Origin of the sequence: Sphaerotilus sp., assembly GCF_031429695.1 — a bacterium.
Classification (GTDB): Bacteria; Pseudomonadota; Gammaproteobacteria; order Burkholderiales; family Burkholderiaceae_C; genus Sphaerotilus.
Map to the genome: position 1 here is coordinate 1 of NZ_JANPAB010000041.1, position 18,930 is coordinate 18,930.

At 66.7% G+C, this 18,930-nt stretch carries 19 protein-coding genes and 1 pseudogene; 11 read left to right on the forward strand and 9 right to left on the reverse strand.

What is annotated here, in order from left to right; all coding sequences use genetic code 11:
• Positions 1-105 (forward strand): transposase domain-containing protein (locus RMP06_RS07510; protein ID WP_310461195.1); only part of this gene is annotated, 105 nt, incomplete at its 5' end.
• Between the two features lie 34 nt (positions 106-139).
• Here the strand turns inward: RMP06_RS07510 and RMP06_RS07515 are convergent.
• Positions 140-658, reverse strand: a pseudogene (locus tag RMP06_RS07515) (Bax inhibitor-1 family protein); the annotation flags it as partial.
• A 120-nt stretch (positions 659-778) separates the two neighbouring features.
• Between RMP06_RS07515 and RMP06_RS07520 the strand changes: the two are divergent.
• On the forward strand, positions 779-1,192 hold the full coding sequence (locus RMP06_RS07520) for a GlcG/HbpS family heme-binding protein (protein ID WP_310461151.1): 414 nt from the start codon (positions 779-781) through the stop codon (positions 1,190-1,192).
• Between the two features lie 3 nt (positions 1,193-1,195).
• The gene (gene dut, locus RMP06_RS07525; protein ID WP_310461152.1) at positions 1,196-1,678 is read left to right on the forward strand and encodes a dUTP diphosphatase; all 483 of its coding nucleotides are present in this window, start codon (positions 1,196-1,198) and stop codon (positions 1,676-1,678) included.
• 25 nt (positions 1,679-1,703) lie between these two features.
• On the opposite strand, the gene RMP06_RS07530 is transcribed toward dut, so the two are convergent.
• On the reverse strand, positions 1,704-2,231 hold the full coding sequence (locus tag RMP06_RS07530) for an FKBP-type peptidyl-prolyl cis-trans isomerase (RefSeq protein WP_310461153.1): 528 nt from the start codon (positions 2,229-2,231) through the stop codon (positions 1,704-1,706).
• Between the two features lie 65 nt (positions 2,232-2,296).
• On the opposite strand from RMP06_RS07530, the gene RMP06_RS07535 reads away from it, so the two are divergent.
• Together RMP06_RS07535 and RMP06_RS07540 are read left to right on the forward strand one after the other, a co-directional pair.
• On the forward strand, positions 2,297-3,505 hold the full coding sequence (locus tag RMP06_RS07535) for a JmjC domain-containing protein (protein ID WP_310461154.1): 1,209 nt from the start codon (positions 2,297-2,299) through the stop codon (positions 3,503-3,505).
• A gap of 309 nt (positions 3,506-3,814) precedes the next feature.
• The gene (locus RMP06_RS07540) at positions 3,815-4,057 is read left to right on the forward strand and encodes a hypothetical protein (protein WP_310461155.1); all 243 of its coding nucleotides are present in this window, start codon (positions 3,815-3,817) and stop codon (positions 4,055-4,057) included.
• 62 nt (positions 4,058-4,119) lie between these two features.
• Here the strand turns inward: RMP06_RS07540 and bamC are convergent, their stop codons facing one another.
• The 6 genes from bamC to RMP06_RS07570 all read right to left on the reverse strand — a co-directional run bounded on the left by bamC (position 4,120) and on the right by RMP06_RS07570 (position 8,937).
• Positions 4,120-5,289 (reverse strand): outer membrane protein assembly factor BamC, encoded by a 1,170-nt coding sequence (bamC, locus tag RMP06_RS07545; protein ID WP_310461156.1) that lies wholly within the window; start codon positions 5,287-5,289, stop codon positions 4,120-4,122.
• A 16-nt stretch (positions 5,290-5,305) separates the two neighbouring features.
• Positions 5,306-6,187 carry a 4-hydroxy-tetrahydrodipicolinate synthase gene (gene dapA / locus RMP06_RS07550; RefSeq protein WP_310461157.1) on the reverse strand — a complete coding sequence of 294 codons (882 nt, stop codon included), beginning with the start codon at positions 6,185-6,187 and terminating at the stop codon, positions 5,306-5,308.
• A 28-nt stretch (positions 6,188-6,215) separates the two neighbouring features.
• Positions 6,216-6,785, reverse strand: coding sequence for a class I SAM-dependent methyltransferase (locus RMP06_RS07555; RefSeq protein WP_310461158.1), 570 nt, complete (start codon positions 6,783-6,785; stop codon positions 6,216-6,218).
• Positions 6,770-6,898, reverse strand: a complete 129-nt coding sequence (locus tag RMP06_RS07560; RefSeq protein WP_310461159.1) for a hypothetical protein — start codon at positions 6,896-6,898, stop codon at positions 6,770-6,772. Before RMP06_RS07560 ends, RMP06_RS07555 begins: the two co-directional genes overlap by 16 nt.
• Entirely contained in the window at positions 6,895-8,130 is a 1,236-nt protein-coding gene (locus RMP06_RS07565; RefSeq protein WP_310461160.1) for an MFS transporter, read from the reverse strand. Before RMP06_RS07565 ends, RMP06_RS07560 begins: the two co-directional genes overlap by 4 nt.
• Positions 8,131-8,199: 69 nt before the next feature.
• Entirely contained in the window at positions 8,200-8,937 is a 738-nt protein-coding gene (locus tag RMP06_RS07570) for a hypothetical protein (protein ID WP_310461161.1), read from the reverse strand.
• Positions 8,938-9,106: 169 nt separating this feature from the next.
• Here RMP06_RS07570 and RMP06_RS07575 point away from each other — a divergent pair, with 169 nt between their 5' ends.
• The 5 genes from RMP06_RS07575 to RMP06_RS07595 all read left to right on the forward strand — a co-directional run bounded on the left by RMP06_RS07575 (position 9,107) and on the right by RMP06_RS07595 (position 16,032).
• Positions 9,107-11,104: a DNA topoisomerase IV subunit B gene (locus RMP06_RS07575; RefSeq protein WP_310461162.1), complete on the forward strand. Its 1,998-nt coding sequence runs from the start codon at positions 9,107-9,109 to the stop codon at positions 11,102-11,104.
• A gap of 43 nt (positions 11,105-11,147) precedes the next feature.
• Positions 11,148-12,377, forward strand: coding sequence for a mechanosensitive ion channel (locus RMP06_RS07580; protein ID WP_310461163.1), 1,230 nt, complete (start codon positions 11,148-11,150; stop codon positions 12,375-12,377).
• Positions 12,378-12,395: 18 nt separating this feature from the next.
• Positions 12,396-13,982, forward strand: a complete 1,587-nt coding sequence (locus tag RMP06_RS07585; RefSeq protein ID WP_310461164.1) for a GAF domain-containing sensor histidine kinase — start codon at positions 12,396-12,398, stop codon at positions 13,980-13,982.
• Positions 13,979-14,650, forward strand: coding sequence for a response regulator transcription factor (locus RMP06_RS07590; protein WP_310461165.1), 672 nt, complete (start codon positions 13,979-13,981; stop codon positions 14,648-14,650). The genes RMP06_RS07585 and RMP06_RS07590 overlap by 4 nt, the downstream gene beginning before the upstream one ends.
• A 272-nt stretch (positions 14,651-14,922) precedes the next feature.
• Positions 14,923-16,032, forward strand: a complete 1,110-nt coding sequence (locus RMP06_RS07595; RefSeq protein ID WP_310461166.1) for a hypothetical protein — start codon at positions 14,923-14,925, stop codon at positions 16,030-16,032.
• 149 nt (positions 16,033-16,181) lie between these two features.
• Here the strand turns inward: RMP06_RS07595 and RMP06_RS07600 are convergent, their stop codons facing one another.
• Positions 16,182-16,409: a hypothetical protein gene (locus RMP06_RS07600; RefSeq protein WP_310461167.1), complete on the reverse strand. Its 228-nt coding sequence runs from the start codon at positions 16,407-16,409 to the stop codon at positions 16,182-16,184.
• A gap of 22 nt (positions 16,410-16,431) precedes the next feature.
• Here RMP06_RS07600 and parC point away from each other — a divergent pair, with 22 nt between their 5' ends.
• Positions 16,432-18,762: a DNA topoisomerase IV subunit A gene (gene parC / locus RMP06_RS07605; protein ID WP_310461168.1), complete on the forward strand. Its 2,331-nt coding sequence runs from the start codon at positions 16,432-16,434 to the stop codon at positions 18,760-18,762.
• Positions 18,763-18,930 lie beyond the last annotated feature (168 nt).

The following is an 18,930-nucleotide window of genomic DNA, read 5'->3' on the forward strand; positions in this document are numbered from 1 at the left end:
TGGGCCTACCTGCGCGATGTCCTTGAACGGCTGCCCACCCACCTCAACAGCCGCATCGACGACTTGCTGCCTCATCGCTGGCAGTCTCTGCCTATCCCGGACTGATCAGGGACGCCTGACGGGGGACCGCTGGCCGCTCACTCATCATCATCGCGCTCGACTGCACGAACAGGTTGATGACCATCGCCACCAGCAGGACGACAGCGCCGACGAACAGGAACTTGCCCATCCCTGACAGGTCGCGCTTGATCACGCTGGACAGACTGGCCATTGCGAAGAACACGCCTGCGGTGCCGCCGAAGGCCAGCATGATCAGTGAAGCGCCATTGCCCATGCCGAGCACGAAGGCCAGCAGGCGCGACAGCATCAGGCCCATGAAGAATGTGAATGCCAGCAGCACGCCGACACCAGCGGCCGAGTCCTTGGTCTTCTCGATGGCAAACATGAAGCCGAAAGCACCTGTGAGGAACAGGATCATCGACAGTCCGTTCCCCATCGCGGCCAGGATGCCGGTGGAAACGCCGATCCAGGCGCCCAGCACGGTGGGCACCATCGAGATCGCGAGCAGCAGGTAGGTGTTGCGCAACACGCGGTTCTGCTGCGCAGCCAGCGCGCCTTGACCAGACACGCCGGGGAAGGTGGGCAGGCGTTCGTTCATGAAACCTCCGGGGAGTTGAAGAATGGATGCAGGTGATTGGAGCCTGTGACTCCGGTTTAGTTCCGAGTCAGGCGGCGCGGTAAAGTGCGGGGTTTTGTGTATCCCAACAGGACTGACTCCATGAAGACCAAGCCCGTATTGACGCTCGACGATACCCGCCGCATCGCCCAAGCCGCTGAAGCTGAAGCTGTTCGCAACCAGTGGGCCGTGACGATCGCGGTTGTTGACGATGGCGGGCATCTGCTGTGGCTGCAGCGCCTCGATGGCGCAGCTCCGCTGTCGGCGCACATCGCTCCGGCCAAGGCCCACACCGCTGCCCTCGGCCAGCGAGAGTCGCGGGTCTACGAGGAGATGATCAACCAGGGTCGCGTCTCGTTCCTCAGCGCGCCCGCAGTGGCAGGCTTGCTGGAAGGCGGCGTACCGATCCTGGTGCAGGGCGTCTGCGTGGGCGCGGTGGGTGTCAGTGGCGTGAAGTCCAGCGAAGATGCGCAGGTCGCACGCGCCGGCATTGCCGCACTCGTGGCGGGAGCCTGAGCGGTGTTCGGACCGGATGTCGAGGTCAAGGTGCTGGATGCGCGACTGCGCACCTGGGGGTTGCCGCGTTACCAGAGCGAGCAAGCGGCTGGCATTGACCTGATGGCGTGTCTGGATGCACCGCTGGAGATCCACCCGCAGGCGCCCGCCCAGCTCATTCCCACCGGACTGGCGCTGCACATGAACAGCGCGGGCTTCTGCGCCGTGATCGTGCCGCGCTCGGGGTTGGGCCACAAGAAGGGGCTGATCCTGGGCAACAGCATCGGGGTCATCGACGCGGACTACATGGCCCAGTGTTATGTGAGCGTCTGGAACCGCAATCCGGCGGGTGAACCGATCGTGATCCAGCCAGGAGACCGCATTGCGCAGATGCTGTTCGTGCCGATCCTGCGGCCGCGGCTGCTGGTCGTGGACGAGTTCGCGGCCAGCAGCGCGCGTGGGGTGGGGGGATTCGGATCGACCGGCGTGGCCAGCACGCCGGCCTGAAGCACTGCAACTAAGGCGCGGCCGATCAATGCAGCGTCGTGCCGGGGGGCACCACGCTGAACAGGCCGCCTTCGCCTTCTCCATCGCCGACGCTGCCTTGGGCGATTTCGGCTTCGGTCGCTTCGCGCACGCCGCAGACTTCGAGCTGCAGCACCAGTGCCACACCGGCCAGCGGGTGGTTGCCGTCCAGCACCACGTGGGTGTCGTAGACCTCGGTGGCGGTGTAGATGACGTCCGCTGGCATGTCGGGGGTGGCGCTGCCGGGCGGCGGCCCCTCGAACTGCATGCCCGGCGACACCTCGTCCGGGAAGATGCTGCGCTCTTCGAAGAACACCAGTTCGGCGTGGTATTCACCGAAGGCATGTTCCGGCTCCAGGTGGAGCGTGTTCTGGTAACCGATGCCTTGTCCGGTGAGGACTTCTTCGACCTTGGCGAACAGGTCGTCGCCACCGAAATAGAACTCGACGGGATCGCCAAGATCATCGATCAATTGGCCGTGGGCGTCTTCGAGTCGCCAGGTCAGGCTGACGACACAAGGGGCTGAGATGTGCATGGGCGACATCATCGCATGTCGCGCGCGCCCGCGAGCCGGTGCCAGCGGGCCGGCACAATATGGGGATGAACCAACTTTCCGGCCTTTCGCTGCGGCAACACCCCGATGTCGCTGTCCCCCCGCTCGACCAACCCGCTGTGCTGCTGGGTGGTTTGAGTCCGTCCGACTTCATGCAGCAACACTGGCAGCGCGCACCGCTGCTGGTGCGCCAGGCCTTGCCGGGTGTGCAGCCACCGCTGACGCGCGCCGAGCTGTTCAAGCTGGCCGAGGGCGAGGAGGTCGAATCCCGGCTCGTGACGCGCCGCGGCCGTGGCGCCGACGAGGTCTGGCAGCTCGAACGCGGCCCGCTTCAGCGGCGTCGCCTGCCGCCGCTCAAGCAGCCGGACTGGACCGTGCTCGTGCAAGGGCTGGATCAGCACCTGCCGAGCGCGCAAGCCATGCTGGCGCAGTTCCGCTTCATTCCGCAGGCCCGGCTGGACGATCTGATGATTTCCTGGGCAGCGGAGGGCGGTGGGGTTGGGCCGCATTTCGATTCCTATGACGTCTTCCTGATCCAGGTGCAGGGCCAGCGCCGCTGGCGCATCGGGCGCATGGAGGACGCGCGCATTCGCCCAGATCTGCCAGTGAAGATCATCGAGAACTTCCAGCCCGAGCAGGAGTGGGTGCTCTCGCCCGGCGACATGCTCTATCTGCCGCCTGGCTGGGCACATGACGGTGATGCGGTTGGCGGCGAATGCATGACGTGTTCGGTCGGTTTCCGCTCCCCGCTGCGCTCCGAGCTGGCGCGCGAGACTTTGCTGCGCCTGGCCGATGCCGTGGAGGACGAAGGCGACGAAGGTGTCCGCCCGGTCGTTTACGCGGATCCGGGGCAACCAGCCACGGCTGAACCCGGGCGCATTCCGGCCGACCTCGTGCGCTTCGCTGCGGACGGTCTGCGGCGTGTGATGGAGGAGGCTGGTGCGCTGGAGCGGGCGCTGGGTGAGTACCTGAGCGAGCCCAAGCCGACCGTGAGCTTCGATTTTGGCGAGCCGCTGCCTGCAGGCTGCGGGGTGGTGCTAGACCCGCGCAGCTGCATGCTCTACGACGTGCACCACGTCTTCATGAACGGGGATTCATGGCATGCGGCCGGCGAAGATGCGTGCGTGCTGCGGTGCCTGGCCGATGCGCGTCGGCTGGATGCAACAACCCTGCTGGCGGCCAGCGCCGCGGTGCGTGGCTTGCTGGAGCAGTGGTGTGACGACGGCTGGATTCACCCCTTGCCGTCGCGTGAATGACACACTTTCCGACTGCGCACAAGCGAGAAAGTCTGTATGCACAGCCCGGCGCGTTAGCATGATTGCCGCATAGGAGCCTGACTGCGCCGTCTTCGCAAGACGGCCGTGAGCGGTCAGGCGCTTTAGGTCAAGCCGGGGACCGTAAGAAGCCGTGATGGTTTCGTTATGTATAATGGAAGGCTGGGTATGGAAATGCTCGAGCTTTTCATTCCCGTGAAGGCGCTTGATGACTGGATGCTTGCAAAGCAACTTGTCAGAGAGGCCGTCAATTACCGGTAATTGTTAGACTCTTTGACTGAGGAATAAAGCATGAACAAGTCGCTCCTGATGGCCGCCGTGATCGCCGCTGTTGCACTGGCCGCCTGTGGCAAGAAGGAAGAAGTCGCTGCTGTCGCCGCTCCGGCCGTTGACGCCGCCGCTTCGATGGCTGCTGCGGCCGTGGTTGACGCCGCTGCTTCGGCTGCTGGCACCGTCGCTGACGCTGCTTCCGGCGCTGCTGCTGCAGTGGCTGGTGCCGCTTCGGCTGCCGTTGACGCTGCTGCTTCCAAGTAAGCAACCGTCCGCACATGAAAAAGCCGCCTTCGGGCGGCTTTTTTTCGTCAGTACCTGAAACCTCAACGTAACTCGTTGACGAGTAACTGGACGATATTGCGCGCCCCGTCATCCTTGGCCGCTGCGCCCTTGTCGTCGAGTATGGAAACTGCACTAGACGTGCTGCTGTCCGAGGTCAATTTCAGGCGATAGCGTGTGCCCTTCAGATCTTCCTTGCGGGCGCCACCGAATACACGGGAGAAAAAGCCCGGATCTTCCTGTCCGGCCAGCTTTGGATCGACGTAACGCACCAGATACGTGTTCTGGGCGCGGTCCCGCTCTTCGACAGTGAAGCCGCTGCGGTCCAGTGCCAGTCCGACCCTGCGCCAGCTTCGCTCCAGATTGTCGTCAATTTGCAACGCTTTGCCGGCGGCTTGATCGATCACCCGCGCTCGCGCAGGCGCCGCTGGTGTGGCTCCCACCGACCGGGCGGCCGCTTCGACCGCCGCCTTGACGCTGTCCGGCTTACTGCCGTCGTCCGTGCCCGACAACCGCAGCATCAGCCGTGCCAGCATTTCTGCCTCCAGTCCGGGATCGCTGGGTCGGTTTTGCCAGCGCAGGGACTCGCCCGTGCGCTCGACGGCGCCAACCTGCTCGACTCCGCGGTGGCTGATGTAGATCTCGGTGACCGCCCCATTGCGCTCGACCCGCGTGCGGTAGCGGTCACGCTCGCCGGTGTCGCGCAGCTTGTCGAACACCTTGCCGACGGTGCGGCTGATGATGTCGTTGGGCAGCTTGGCGCGGTTTTCGGTCCAGTCGGTTTCCATTACGCCAACCTGGGGCGTGTCGACCGTCAGCGTGAAGCCGTTGTCCTGCCAGAACGTGCGCAGCGTGCCCCAGAGCTGCTCCGGCGTCTGGCGTACCACCAGCCAGCGCTGGTTGCCTGCGCGTTCGATGCGCACCTCGTCACCGGTGCGCGGCATTGCGGACACCGTGCCGGCCTGCGGTGCCGACTCTGCGGCCTGCATCGCGTTGGCGCTGACTGCGCCACTGACCGGTGGCTGGTAACGCGGATCGTTGGACAACTGAGTCAGATCCGGTGGCACCTGCAGCGTGGGTGCCGGCGTGGAAGCAGACGAACGGTAGTCGATCTTGCCCGATGTGAACGAGTCCGACACAGTCGTGCAACCGCCCAGTCCGCAGGCGAGCAGGGCGGCGGTCAGCGTGGTGCGGGTGGGGTGGCGCAGGGACATCAGGTGGCTTTTCATCTCAGAGCAGACCGGCTTCGCGCATCGCGCCTTCGAGGGGCTGGATCAGGTTGTCGGACATCGGCACCATCGGCAGACGCAGCGCGCCGCCACACAGGCCCATGCGCTGCATGGCCCACTTGACTGGCACCGGGTTGGGCTCGGCGAACAGCAGCTTGTTCAATGACAACAACTTGAAATGGATGGCGCGGGCGGTGTTCGCATCACCGGCAACGGCTGCACGGCACAGGTCCGCCATGGCGCGCGGGGCGATGTTGGCGGTGACACTCACATTGCCCTGGCCGCCCATCAGCATCAGCGCAATGGCCGTGCCGTCGTCGCCGGAGTAGACGCCGAAGCCTTCGGGTGCGTGCTTGACCAGCCAGCAGGCGCGCTCGATGTTGCCGGTCGCTTCCTTGATGCCGATCACGCCGGGCAGCTTCGCCAGGCGCAGCGCCGTCTCGGGCAGCATGTCCGCGACGGTCCGGCCGGGCACGTTGTAGAGCATCACGGGGATGTCCACGGCTTCGGTGATGGCCTTGAAGTGCTGGAACATGCCTTCCTGCGAAGGCTTGTTGTAGTAGGGCACGACGCTGAGCGTGCAGTCCGCGCCGACTTCCTTGGCGAACTTCGACAGCTCGATGGCCTCGCGGGTCGAGTTGCCGCCTGCGCCCGCCATCACCGGAACGCGGCCAGCGGTCTGCTCCACGGCGACGCGGATGATCTCGCAATGTTCTTCCACCGACACGGTGGGCGACTCGCCGGTGGTGCCGACGACGCCGATGCAGGCCGTGCCTTCGGCGATGTGCCAGTCGATCAGGCGGCGCAGGCTGGGGTAGTCCACGCTGCCGTCTTCATGCATCGGCGTGACGAGTGCGACGATGCTGCCAATGATCGGGTTCATGTGAAATAGTCCTTGTGGTCTCGGGATTCTAACTGGCGTGCAACGGCCACCGCACCGGGTCGGCTGACGTGCCGGCCTGGGCCGGATGCACGGCGGCGATGCGCTGCACGAAGCGCGCTGGCGTGTCGAGGAAGCCGTCCTCGTAGGCGATGACGCGCAGCACCGGGCGCACCGCATCGAGCAACTCGCCCGGTTGCAGCAGGAAATCCGGGCGCGACGGCTTGCCCACACTGGCGTTGCCGTGGGCGAAAGTTTCGTAGAGCAGCACGCCGCCAGGGGCGACGCTGGCCACGATGTCTGGCAGCAATGGGCGCCACAGGTAGTTCGTGACGACGACAGCGTCGAAGGTCCGCCCGTCGAGCGGCCACGGACCGGCTTCGAGGTCGGCCACGATCACCTCGGCCGCCACGCCGCGCAGGGTATCCAGTGCTGCTGCGTCCCGGTCCACCGCCGTGACCTGCGCACCGAGCGCGGCCAGCAAGCGCACATGCCGACCCTGACCGCAGGCCAGGTCCAGGACTCGGGCATGGCGGGTCAGGCCGGGGATCAGTCCGGCGTGGCGAACGATCCAGGGCGAGGCGTTCAGAAACAGCTCCACAGGCGGTTGCCCAGATCGACGATCAGCCCTGGCTGCAGGTAGGCCGCGAACACCAGTCCCAGCGCCACTGCTACCAGGGTGCCGACCACTGCGTGGCGCGCAGCCCGTCTCATGCCGGTTGGGCCATCGGCCGGGCGATGGCGGTTTCGCGCACCGGCAGGTTCACCATGGCGGCGAACACGCCCAGCGCCACGGCGATGCCCCACACGACGTCGTAGCTGCCTGTGCGGTCATAGAGGAATCCGCCCAGCCACACGCCCAGGAACGAGCCGATCTGGTGGCTCAGGAACACGAAGCCGCCCAGCATGGACAGGTACTGCACACCGAAAATCTGCGCCACCACCGCGTTGGTCGGCGGCACGGTAGACAGCCACAGCACGCCCATGACGGCGGCGAACACGTAGACGCTCATCGGCGTCAGCGGCGCGGCGAGGAACGCGACGATCACCACCGAGCGTGCGAGGTAGATCGCCGCCAGGATGTGCCGCTTGGCCATGCGCTGGCCGAGCGAGCCGGCCGCGTAGGTGCCGACCACGTTGAACAGGCCGATCAGCGCCAGCGCCGTCGTGGCCACCTCGGGTGCCATGCCGTGGTCCTTCAGGTAGCTGGGCATGTGGACGCCGATGAACACCACCTGGAAGCCGCAGACGAAGTAGCCCGCCATCAGCAACTGAAAGCTGCGGTAGCCCATCGCCTCGCGCAGCGCGGCGCCGATGCTCTGTTGCGGGCGTGTCGGGCCGCCGGGCAGTTGTGGTTCACGCAGCCCCCAGGCCAGCGGAATGATGACCAGTGCCGCGCAGCCCAGCACCACCAGCGCCTGTTGCCAGCCGAGGTGTCCGATCAGCCAGTTTTCGACCGGCACCATCAGGAACTGCCCGAACGAACCGGCCGCCGCCGCCACGCCCATCGCCCATGAGCGCTTCATCGGGTCGATCTGGCGCCCGATCACGCCGTAGACCACCGCGTAGGTCGTGCCCGACTGCGCCATGCCGATCAGCAGGCCGGTGCTGGCGATGAAGGCTGGCCCGGTCGTGGCCTGCGACATCAGCACCAGCCCGCCTGCGTAAAGCAGGCTGCCACCCATGAGCACCCGGAAAGCGCCGAAGCGGTCCGCCAGCATTCCGGCGATCGGCCCGGCGAGACCCCACGACAGGTTCTGCACCGCCATCGCGAAGGCGAAGGTCTGGCGCGTCCAGCCGCGCTCCATCGTGACGGGCGCCAGCCACAGGCCGAAGCCGTGGCGGATGCCCATGGACAGCGTGACGATGAGCGCGCCGCACAGCAGCACTTGCATCATCGACAGGCGGGCAGGGGCTTCGGCGGTGGGAGGCAGTGAGGAGCGCATCACGCAGACTGTAGCGAACTTCACTTGCTGCTGCTGACACGCTGGCGCATCCGCGCCTGAGTTGGAGCGTCAGAACCGGAAACCCGCCTTGATGCCGTAGCTGGTCGCATCCCCGGTCTTGTCCGCCTCGACGGCGAGATTCACCAGGCCGAGGTTGACATTGACGCCGCCGAACACGCGGGTCTGGTTGAACCGCTCGGACTTGAGCAGCGTGGTGCCCGTGACCTGCGTGCGGGTGGTGACGCTGCCGATGCCGACGTAGGGCGTCGCGAACAGGAAGCCCTTGGAGATCGACACGTCCAGCCCGGTGCTGCTGGCCTTGAGCTGGTCAATGCCGCTGAGCTGCGAATAGCTGGCGCGCACCGCCAGCGCCGGCGTCAGCACCCCGCCCGGCACGAAGGCCCAGCGCAGCTCGCCGCCCGTGGTGGTGGCGCCGGTGGTCGGCACGCGGCCGAGGGCGGCGCCGATGTCGATGTTGAACGGCAGACCCTTGACCACGCGCACGGAGGTCACCGGCAGCGCCTTGGGCACTGTCGCCCCGCCGGCGGCCTTGGCCAGCACGTCGCGGTGCTGCAATTCGGTGGCGGTGACGCCGACGCCGATGTCGAAGCCGATCACGCCCAGCGACTCGGCTGGCACCAGCGCCTTGTACGACAGCGCCGCGCCCAGGTCTTCGCTCAGGGCGTGGAACTCGGACTGCGTCAGCAGGTTGAGGGTGTTGATCTCCAGCGCCTGGGCAGCGCCAGTGGCCAGCAGGGGGATTGCGGTGGCTGTTGCCGTCAGCAGGGGGTGCAGTGCGCGCTTCATTCGGGTGTCCTTCGGGTTCTGGATCTGGAGTGCAAGGGGAGCGGGCAGGCTAGCACCCGGGTATTTCCGGCTTGTGCTGGGCGCGTGACGTACCGCACTGAAGTGTGGGAAGTTGCACCAGGGCACGGCAGTGGGTGGGCCACCTGTTGCAAACCTACAATCCGCCGCCATGGCCACCAAGACCCCGACTTCCACTTCCCCCGCCGCCTATGGCGAAGCCTCGATTCGCGTCCTGAAAGGGCTGGAACCGGTCAAGCAGCGCCCCGGCATGTACACCCGCACCGAGAACCCGCTGCACATGGTGCAGGAGGCCATCGACAACGCCGCCGACGAAGCCCTCGCCCACCACGGCAAGCGCATTGGCGTGACCCTGCACACCGACGGCTCGGTCAGCATCGAGGACGACGGGCGCGGCATCCCCTTCGGTCTGCACCCGGACGAGGGCGTTCCCGTGGTCGAGATCGTGTTCACGCGGCTGCACGCGGGCGGCAAGTTCGACAAGGGTTCGGGTGGCGCCTACAGCTTTTCGGGCGGCCTGCACGGCGTGGGCGTCTCGGTGACGAATGCGCTGGCGACGCGGCTGCAAGTGACGGTCTGGCGCGAGAAGCAGGTCGCCACGCTGGCCTTTGCCGGTGGTGACGTGATCGAGCCGCTGGTGATTCGCCCGGCCGGTTCGCCCTCGTCCGGGGACCGCAAGCAGGGCACGACGGTGCGCGTCTGGCCGGATCCGAAGTACTTCGAATCGGCCGAACTGCCGAAGAACGAACTCGTTCACCTGCTGCGCAGCAAGGCCGTGCTGATGCCGGGCGTGACCGTCACGCTCACGCACGAGAAGACCGGCGAGGTGCAGACGTGGTTGTACCAGGGGGGTCTGCGCGACTACCTCGCCCAGCACCTGAACAGCGAATCACTGATCCCCATGTTCGAAGGCGCGCAGTACGCCAGCGCCAGTGCCGACGAGACCTTCGCCGAGGGCGAGGGCGCCGAGTGGTGCGTCTCCTTCAGCGAGGAGGGCGCCAACCTGCGCGAGAGCTACGTCAACCTGATTCCGACGATCGCTGGTGGTACCCACGAGGCCGGCTTGAAGGACGGGCTGTTCCAGGCAGTGAAGGGCTTTGTCGAGATGCACGCGCTGTGCCCCAAAGGCGTGAAGCTGATGCCCGACGATGTGTTCAGCCGGGCCAGCTTCGTGCTGTCGGCCAAGGTGCTCGACCCGCAGTTCCAGGGCCAGACCAAGGAGCGTTTGAACAGCCGCGATTCGCTGCGGCTGGTGTCGTCCTTCGTCAAGCCGACGCTGGAGCTGTGGCTGAGCCAACATGTCGAACACGGCAAGAAGCTGGCCGAACTGGTCATCAAGCAGGCACAGGCCCGCCAGCGGGCAGGGCAGAAGGTCGAGAAAAGGAAGGGTTCCGGCGTGGCCGTGCTGCCCGGCAAGCTGACCGACTGCGAGAGCCGCGACCTGTCGATGAACGAGGTGTTCCTGGTCGAGGGCGACTCGGCCGGCGGCAGCGCCAAGATGGGCCGCAACAAGGAGACGCAGGCCGTGCTGCCGCTGCGGGGCAAGGTGCTCAATGCTTGGGAGGTGGAGCGCGACCGTCTCTTCGCCAACAACGAGATCCACGACATTGCGGTGGCGGTGGGTGTCGATCCGCACGGGGCGAACGACCAGCCGGACATGTCCGGCCTGCGCTACGGGAAGATCTGCATCCTCAGCGACGCAGACGTGGATGGCTCGCACATCCAGGTGCTGCTTTTGACCTTGTTCTTTCGCCATTTCCCCCGGTTGATCGAGAACGGCAACATCTTCATTGCCAAGCCGCCGCTGTACCGCGTGGACGCATCCGCCCGGGGCAAGAAGCCTGCCGCGAAGTTTTACGCACTCGACGAAGGTGAATTGCAGGCCATACTTGACAAATTGCGCAAAGAAGGTGCGCGCGACGGTTCGTGGAACATCAGCCGCTTCAAGGGGCTGGGCGAGATGAACGCCGAGCAGTTGTGGGAGACGACGCTGAACCCGGACACGCGCCGGCTGCTGCGCGTGGACTGCGGCGCACTCGGCACCGCGGCCACGACCGCTGCGCTGACCAAGCTGATGGGCAAGGGCGAAGCGGCCTCGCGGCGCGAACTGATGGAGCTGCACGGGGACGCCGTGGAAGTGGACGTCTGAGGTCAGTGGTCAAAGGGTAAAGACGTGGATCGGGGGTAGGGCGATGGATCAATTCAATGGTGTGTTGGGTTCGGTGGCGGGTGGTCTGGGGCCATTTGCACCCAAGGTGATCGGTGCGCTGGTGATGGTGCTGGTCGCGTGGATCGGCAGCCGGCTGGTGCGCACGGCGGTCACGCGGCTGTGCCAGAAGCGCCAGCTCGACGAGAGGCTGCAGTCCCCGGGGTTCTCGGCGATGCTGGCCAATGTCGGCGTCGGCGTGGTCTGGCTGTTCACGCTGCCAGGGCTGCTGGAAACGCTCGAACTCAAGGGCCTGCTCGACCCGGTCAACGTCATGATGTCGCGCATCATGGGATTCGTGCCGAATCTGGTCGGCACCATCGTGGTGTTCGGCATCGGTTTCCTGGTGGCGCGCATCGTGCGGCAGATCGTCACCGGCATGTTGCGGGCGGCCGGCTCCGAGAAAGTGGCCGAGCGCATGGGACTGGCCACGTCGCTGGGCGAGGGCGGGCTGGCCGGATTGGTTGGCTCGCTGGTGTTCTCGTTCATCATGCTGCCGGTGCTGGCCGCCGCGCTGGAGCCGCTGGGGCTGGACGCCGTGACCAAGCCGGTGAGCAACCTGCTCGACACGGTGATCGCCTTGATTCCGAAGGTCACGGCCTCGGCCATCATCATCGCGGTGGCTGCGCTGATCGGGCGCGCGGTGGCGGGCATCGTCACTGGCGTACTGAGCGGCATGGGGTTCAACAAGCTTTCGCAGCACCTCGGGCTGGGCACGACGACCCGTGCCGGCGCACGCACCCCGTCGGAGCTGGCCGGCTCGGTCGTGATGTTCTCGATCGTGATCGTGGCGGTGATGCAGGCCTGCGAGGTGCTGGGCTTTGCCATCCTGACGAAGCTGGTGGTCAACCTCGGCGCTGTCATGGCGGGGGTGGCGGTGGCGGGGGTCGTGATGATCGGTGGGCTGTGGCTCTCGAACTGGGTGGCAGGGCTGATCAAGGCCGGCTCGGCCGCGAACGCCCCCGCGCTGGCCAATCTGGTGCGCGGCGCGATCCTGTTCTTCACTGCGGCGCTGGCGCTGCGCCAGGCGGGGCTGCCGGGGGACATCGTGGGCATCGCCTTTGGTTCGGTGGTGGGTGCGATCGCGGTGGGTGCGGCGGTGGCGGTGGGTGTTGGTGGTCGGCATGTGGCCGGGCGCCTGCTGGAAGAGGCCGTGGAGGCCCTGCGCACCACGCCGCCCGAGACCGACACCCCGCCGATCAAGTTCCCCGACTGAGTGCGGGCCGAGCACGGCATGTGGGCCCGATTGCGCCGACGCCACTTCGACAGCCGCCCGCTGGTGTGGCAGTTCACGGTGGTGACCGTGCTGCCGGCGCTGCTGGTGGCGGCCGGCTTGCACTGGGGGCTGCGGGTCGCGCCTGAGGTGGTCTGGACGATGCTGGTCACGGCGGCCCTGTGCGCGGTGGTCAGTGCCGCGCTGGCGCACCGGGTGGGGCAATCGCTGCGCCAGCTCATCGCCGCGACGCAACTGGTGCGCCGAAGCGAGCCGATGGAGGACGTCAACCTGCCCTTGCAGACGGGCAGCGCCGAGTTGCAGCGCGCCAGTGCGGGCCTGCGCCGGCTGATCGAGGTCTGGCGGCGGCGCCAGCGCGATCTGATCGCGCAGACCGAGTCACTGGGCCGGCGCCTGGCCTTGCGCACGCACGAACTCTCCACGCTGCAAGACCTCTCGATCGGGCTGGCCAGCAAGACGGAGCTGCACGAACTGGTCGCCGAGGCGCTGAGTGCGCTGGAGCAGACCATGGCCTACACCAGCGCCTCGGTCTGGTCGCGTACCGCGCGGGACGAGGGCGGCCAGGTCGTGCTGATGGGCTACCGCCAGAACGACGACGAGGCCGGCGAGACGCCCACCGACGACTTGACTGGCATGCGCCTGTCCCGCGCCAACCTGCAGCATTACGAGCACATCGAGCGCGAAGGCGAGGCCATCGTCGAGAACCGGGTGCGCCAGAGCCTGCTGTCGTGGCTGTGGTCGTGGCTGTCGGACGACGCACGCACCTCGGGGCTGTACCGCGGCACCAAGGCGTGGATGGCGGTGCCGCTGAAGTCGCGCGAGGCGGTGATGGGCGTGCTGCGGGTGGACCACGAGGAGCCGGACTTCTTCGACGCGGAGCGGGTGCGCCTGCTCACCGCAGTCGGTAGCCAGACCGGACTGGCGATGCGCCATGCGCAACTGCTGTCCCAGCAGAAGGACCAGGCGGTGGTGGCCGAGCGCAACCGCATCGCCCGCGACCTGCACGATGCCGTGTCGCAGACGCTGTTCGCCGCCAACGTGATTGCAGGCACCCTCGGGCGGCTGGCGGCGCGGCTGGTCGAGATGGATCCGAACGCCGGTGCGCTGCAGCAGCAGGCCGAGGCACTGGAGCGGCTCAACAAGGGTGCGCTGTCCGAGATGCGGCTGCTGATGTTCGAGCTGCGCCCGGATGCGCTGCAGCACCTGCCGCTGGCCGAACTGCTCCAGCACGCCATCGACGCGCTGGCCAGCCGCGGCACCATCGAGGTGTCACACCGCCTGGCGCGCGAGGACCGGCTGCCCAGCGCCACCCGCGTCCAGCTCTACCGCATCGCCCAGGAAGCGCTGTCCAATATCGGCCGCCACAGCGGCGCCAGCCACGCCGTGATCGAATGGATCGTGCCCGAGCAAGGCGTGGGCGGGCGGTTGCGCATCGCCGATGACGGACATGGGTTTGACCCCGGCGTGTCGCCGCCGGGCCACTTCGGCCTGCGCAACATGGCCGAGCGGGCGGCCGAGATCGGCGCGACCTGGAACATCACCTCGGGACCGGACGAGGGCACCGAAATCCGGCTGGAACTCACATGACCCAACACGCTACCCACGCTACTCCTTCGGCGCGCATCAGCGTCTTCATCGTCGATGACCACCCCATGATCCGCGCCGGTCTGGTGGGGATGATCATGGGCGAGAGCGATTTCCACTGCGTCGGCGAAGCAGGGCACGGCGCAGACGCGGTGCGGATGATCCCGGCGCTGCAGCCGGACGTCGTGCTGATGGACCTGCTGATGCCCCAGATGGACGGCATCGAGGCGATCCGGCAGTTGCGCCCGCTGGCGCCGCAGACGCGCTTTCTCATCCTGACCAGCCTGACTGAGCCGGGCGAGGTGCAGAGGGCACTGGCGGCCGGGGCGGTGGGTTACCTCACGAAGACGGCGTCCGCGCACGAGCTGGTCAACACGATCCGCGCGGCGTATGGCGGCCGGCGCGTGTTATCCGCAGAGGCAACCGAGGCGCTGATCAGCGTGTCGCAGAACGCCGCGCCCGGTGCCGACCTGACCCAGCGCGAGCGCGAGTTGCTGTCGCACATGGCGCGCGGCCTGAGCAACCAGGACATCTCGGACCAGCTCGGCATCGCGCTGCCGACCGTCAAGTTCCACATCACCAACATCCTCAGCAAGCTCGGCGTGAGCAACCGCACCGAGGCGGTGTTGCTGGCGCTGCGCCACAAGCTGGTGCCGCCGGATCGGAGCTGACGTCCCCGACCTTGGTCGAGGTGCCAGCCCTTCCTTGGACTGGTTGCGCGGCAGAGGGCCTCGCCTACGATGGTTTCTGCGAGCTGCAATGTCCTCCCCCCGCGGACGGCTCGCAGGGAACATAACTGGCAGGGAGGATTTTTTCAAACAACAGGAATCTGCCAGATTCGCCCCGGGGTTGCGACAAGTGCTCGGCACTGCATGCGGTGGTGATGGATCGATACTCGATACTCGGTGATCGATATTTCCCTCCGGCTGCTGCCCCGACGCCCATGTCCGTTCATTCTTGTCTGCGAGCTGCTGCGCTCGCTGTCTCCGCGCTGGCCGGTTTCGCTGCACAGGCTGCAACGACGCTCGCTGGCTGCGAACTTTTCCCCTCCAGCGCGATCTTCAACCAGCGCATCGACGACGTGCAGCGCTTTCCGCCGCACGAGCGGAGCAATGCCTGGCTGAACTCCATTGGTCTGGGTCGCAAGCTGCACGCCGACTGGGGGCGGACGGTCGATCCTGCGCAGACCGAGCGGTACTACGGCATTCCGGTCAACGTTGTCGACGGCACCCCGGACACGACCCGCTGGCCGCTGGTGAGCCACGCCATCCAGGATGCCCGCGACTCGAATGGCCAAGGTGTGCCGACCGAAAGCGACTGCGCTGTTGGCGACCAGGGCACACCGGCGATCAGGCGCGGCTGCGATGGCGTGATCCCGTCGCGCCGACGCTTTCCTTATCCGAACGAAGCTCTTCTGAAGGCCGAACGCGGTGCCTGCAATGACCCGGTCACTTGCGGGGACCGCCATGTGCTGGTGCTGGAGCAGGGCGCCTGCCGTCTCTGGGAAAGTTTTTTCAGCTACCAGGTGAACGGCCGCTGGAGTGCCTATTCCACTGCCGCCTGGGACTTGAAGTCGATGGAGATGCGCCCGGACGGCTGGACCTCGGCCGACGCGGCAGGCCTGCCCATCCTGCCGCTGCTGGTGCGCATCGACGAGGTGGAGGCCGGCGTCATTCCCCATGCGCTGCGCGTGACCTTTCGCGACGCGGTGCTCGACCGCCGCCATGCCTGGCCGGCCAGCCACTCCGCCGGAACGACCCGGTCCGACGGCATACCCTTCGGCGCGTTGCTGCGGCTTCGGGCGGACTTCGACATCCCGTTCTGGTGGACGGCCCAGGCCAGGGTGCTGGCGCGCGCGATGCAGAAGTACGGTCTCTACGTAGCGGACATCGGCTCGGACTTCTTCGTGCAGGGCGAGCCTGATGCGCGCTGGGGCCGACTGACGATCTGGCAGATCCAGCGCATGAAGCTCAATGACTTCGAGTTCGTGGACATCGGCGCCGTGACCCGACATCCGCGCTTCAATCCGCGGTCGTACCAGGCCGCGTGGTGAATCCGAATTCACGACCAAAGTCTGGGTTCTGGCAAGACCTCTGTCGGGTACCGCACCGATCATCGGTGCCTACCATGCGCATGCGAGCCGCATATCCTCCCCCCCGCGGATGGCTCGTAGGGAATTACAACTGACAGGGAGGGTCTTTTTCAATAAAGACGACTGTCGGGGGAATCACTGTGGGAAAGGCGAACAGACCGCAACAGCGGCACCGCCGATGCCTGCAACAACAACAGCGACAACGGCCAGGCACCAAACACCCGGATCCGCCTGGCGACCCACCTGGTGGTGTCTGCGATGTCCTGCACAATCGCGCCGCAGGTGCGCCACTGCGCCTGACGTGACCCGTGCCGGTCTCCGCTGAGGCGGCGGGTCATGCCGTGACCCGACTGCCGCAAGATGGACCAGACCACGATCGACTTTCTCCCTGGTGACGACACCACCCAGACGCTGACGCTGGCGCATTACGCCGAGCGCGCCTACCTCGAATACGCGCTCAGCGTCGTCAAGGGCCGGGCACTGCCCGATGTCTGCGACGGCCAGAAACCCGTGCAGCGCCGCATCCTCTACGCGATGCAGCGCATGGGCCTGACCACCTCGCGCAGCACCAGCGGCCAGACCAGCGGCGCGCGTCCCGTCAAGAGCGCCCGCGTCGTCGGTGACGTGCTCGGCCGGTACCACCCGCATGGCGATACGGCGGCCTACGACGCGCTGGTCCGCATGGCACAGGATTTCGCGCTGCGCTACCCACTCATCGACGGGCAGGGCAACTTCGGCTCGCGTGACGGTGACGGTGCCGCGGCCATGCGCTACACCGAGGCGCGGCTGGCCCCGATTTCCCGGCTGCTGCTGGACGAGATCGACGAGGGCACGGTCGAGTTCATCCCCAACTACGACGGCTCGACCGAGGAGCCGCGCCAGTTGCCGGCCCGGCTGCCCTTCGTGCTGCTGAACGGCGCGTCCGGCATCGCGGTCGGCCTGGCGACAGAGATTCCCAGCCACAACCTGCGCGAGGTATCGGCCGCGGTGGTCGCGCTGATCCGCGACGAACACCTGGGCGACGACGCGCTGCACGCCCTGCTGCCCGGCCCGGACTACCCCGGCGGCGGCCAGCTCATCAGCAGCGAGAGCGACATCCGCGACGCCTACCGCACCGGCCGCGGCTCGCTCAAGGTGCGTGCGCGCTGGAAGATCGAGGACTTGGCGCGCGGCCAGTGGCAACTGGTCGTCACCGAACTGCCGCCCGGCGCCAGCAGCCAGCGCGTGCTCGAAGAAATCGAGGAGTTGACCAACCCGAAGGTCAAGACCGGCAAGAAGGCCCTCACGCCCGAGCAGACGCAGCTCAAGACCACCGTGCTGTCCGTGCTGGATGGCGTGCGCGACGAGTCGAGCAAGGACGCGGCCGTGCGGCTGGTGTTCGAGCCCAAGAGCCGCGCCATCGACCAACAGGAGCTGATCACCACGTTGCTGGCGCACACCAGCCTCGAAAGCTCCGCGCCCGTCAACCTGACCATGGTCGGCGCTGACGGCCGCCCGACGCAGAAGAGCCTGCGGCAAATGCTCACCGAGTGGATCGGCTTCCGGCTGGCCACGGTGCGGCGGCGCACCGAACACCGGCTGGCCCGCGTGCTCGACCGCATCCACATCCTCGAAGGGCGGCAGACCGTTCTGCTCAACATCGACGAGGTGATCCACCTCATCCGTGAGAGCGACGAGCCGAAGGCGGCGCTGATCGCGCGCTTCCGCCTGAGCGACCGGCAGGCCGAGGACATCCTCGAAATCCGCCTGCGCCAGCTCGCCCGGCTGGAGGCGATCAAGATCGAGCAGGAACTGGCCGAGCTGCGCGGCGAGCAGGGCAAGCTGGAAGACATCCTCGGCAACCCGGGTTCGCTGCGCCGGCTGGTGGTCCGCGAGATCGAGGCAGACACGAAACAGTTCGGTGACGACCGCCGCACGCTGATCCAGGCCGAGAAGAAGGCCGTCGCCGAGGTGAAGGTGATCGACGAGCCGGTGACGGTGGTGGTGAGCCAGAAGGGCTGGGTGCGTGCGCGCACCGGCCATGGGCACGACGCGGCCGGCTTCGCATTCAAGGCGGGCGACGGGCTGTACGGGACGTTCGAGTGCCGCACGGTGGATCCGCTGATCGTCTGTGGCAGCAATGGGCGTGTGTATTCGGTGCCGGTCAGTGCCTTGCCCGGAGCGCGTGGCGATGGCGCGCCGATCACTTCGCTGGTCGAGATGGAGTCGGGCACGCAGATCCTGCACTACCTGGCGGGTCCGGCCGAGCAGATGCTGCTGCTGGCCCACAGTGGCGGCACGGGATTGCTGGCGAAACTCGGCGATCTCGTCACGCGGCAGAAGGGCGGCAAGAGCTACCTGACGCTGGAGGCTGGCGAGCAGTGGTTCCCACCGGTCAGGGTGGAGCCGAAGCACACGCAGGTGGCTTGTCTGTCCGCGGGCGGGCGGCTGCTGGTGTTCGGGCTGGGCGAACTCAAGCACCAGCCCAACGGCGGGCGCGGGCTGACGCTGATGGAGGTCGATGCGGCCGATCCGCTGCGGATGGTGGTGCCGCTGGCGACGGGCTTGCGGGTCAGTGGTCTGGGACGCGGGGCCAAGCCGCGGGACGAGGATCTGCGGCCGGTGGCGCTGGCGCCCTATGCCGGTCGCCGCGCGCGCAAGGGCCGGGCGATCGACACCACGATGAAGGTGCAGACTATTTCAGCGTTGTGATCGGCGCTTTGATCGGCGCTTTGATTCAGGTATCTGTGGTGATTTTGATATTACGGGTACCTCAATTGATAAAGCGGTGAACGGGTTAATCTCCGTTAAGGTGGTCTGTGTAGGCTGCTGTTGGTTTCATGCGTTCGGTTGTGTTCAAATCGTAACTGTCGTGAGTTT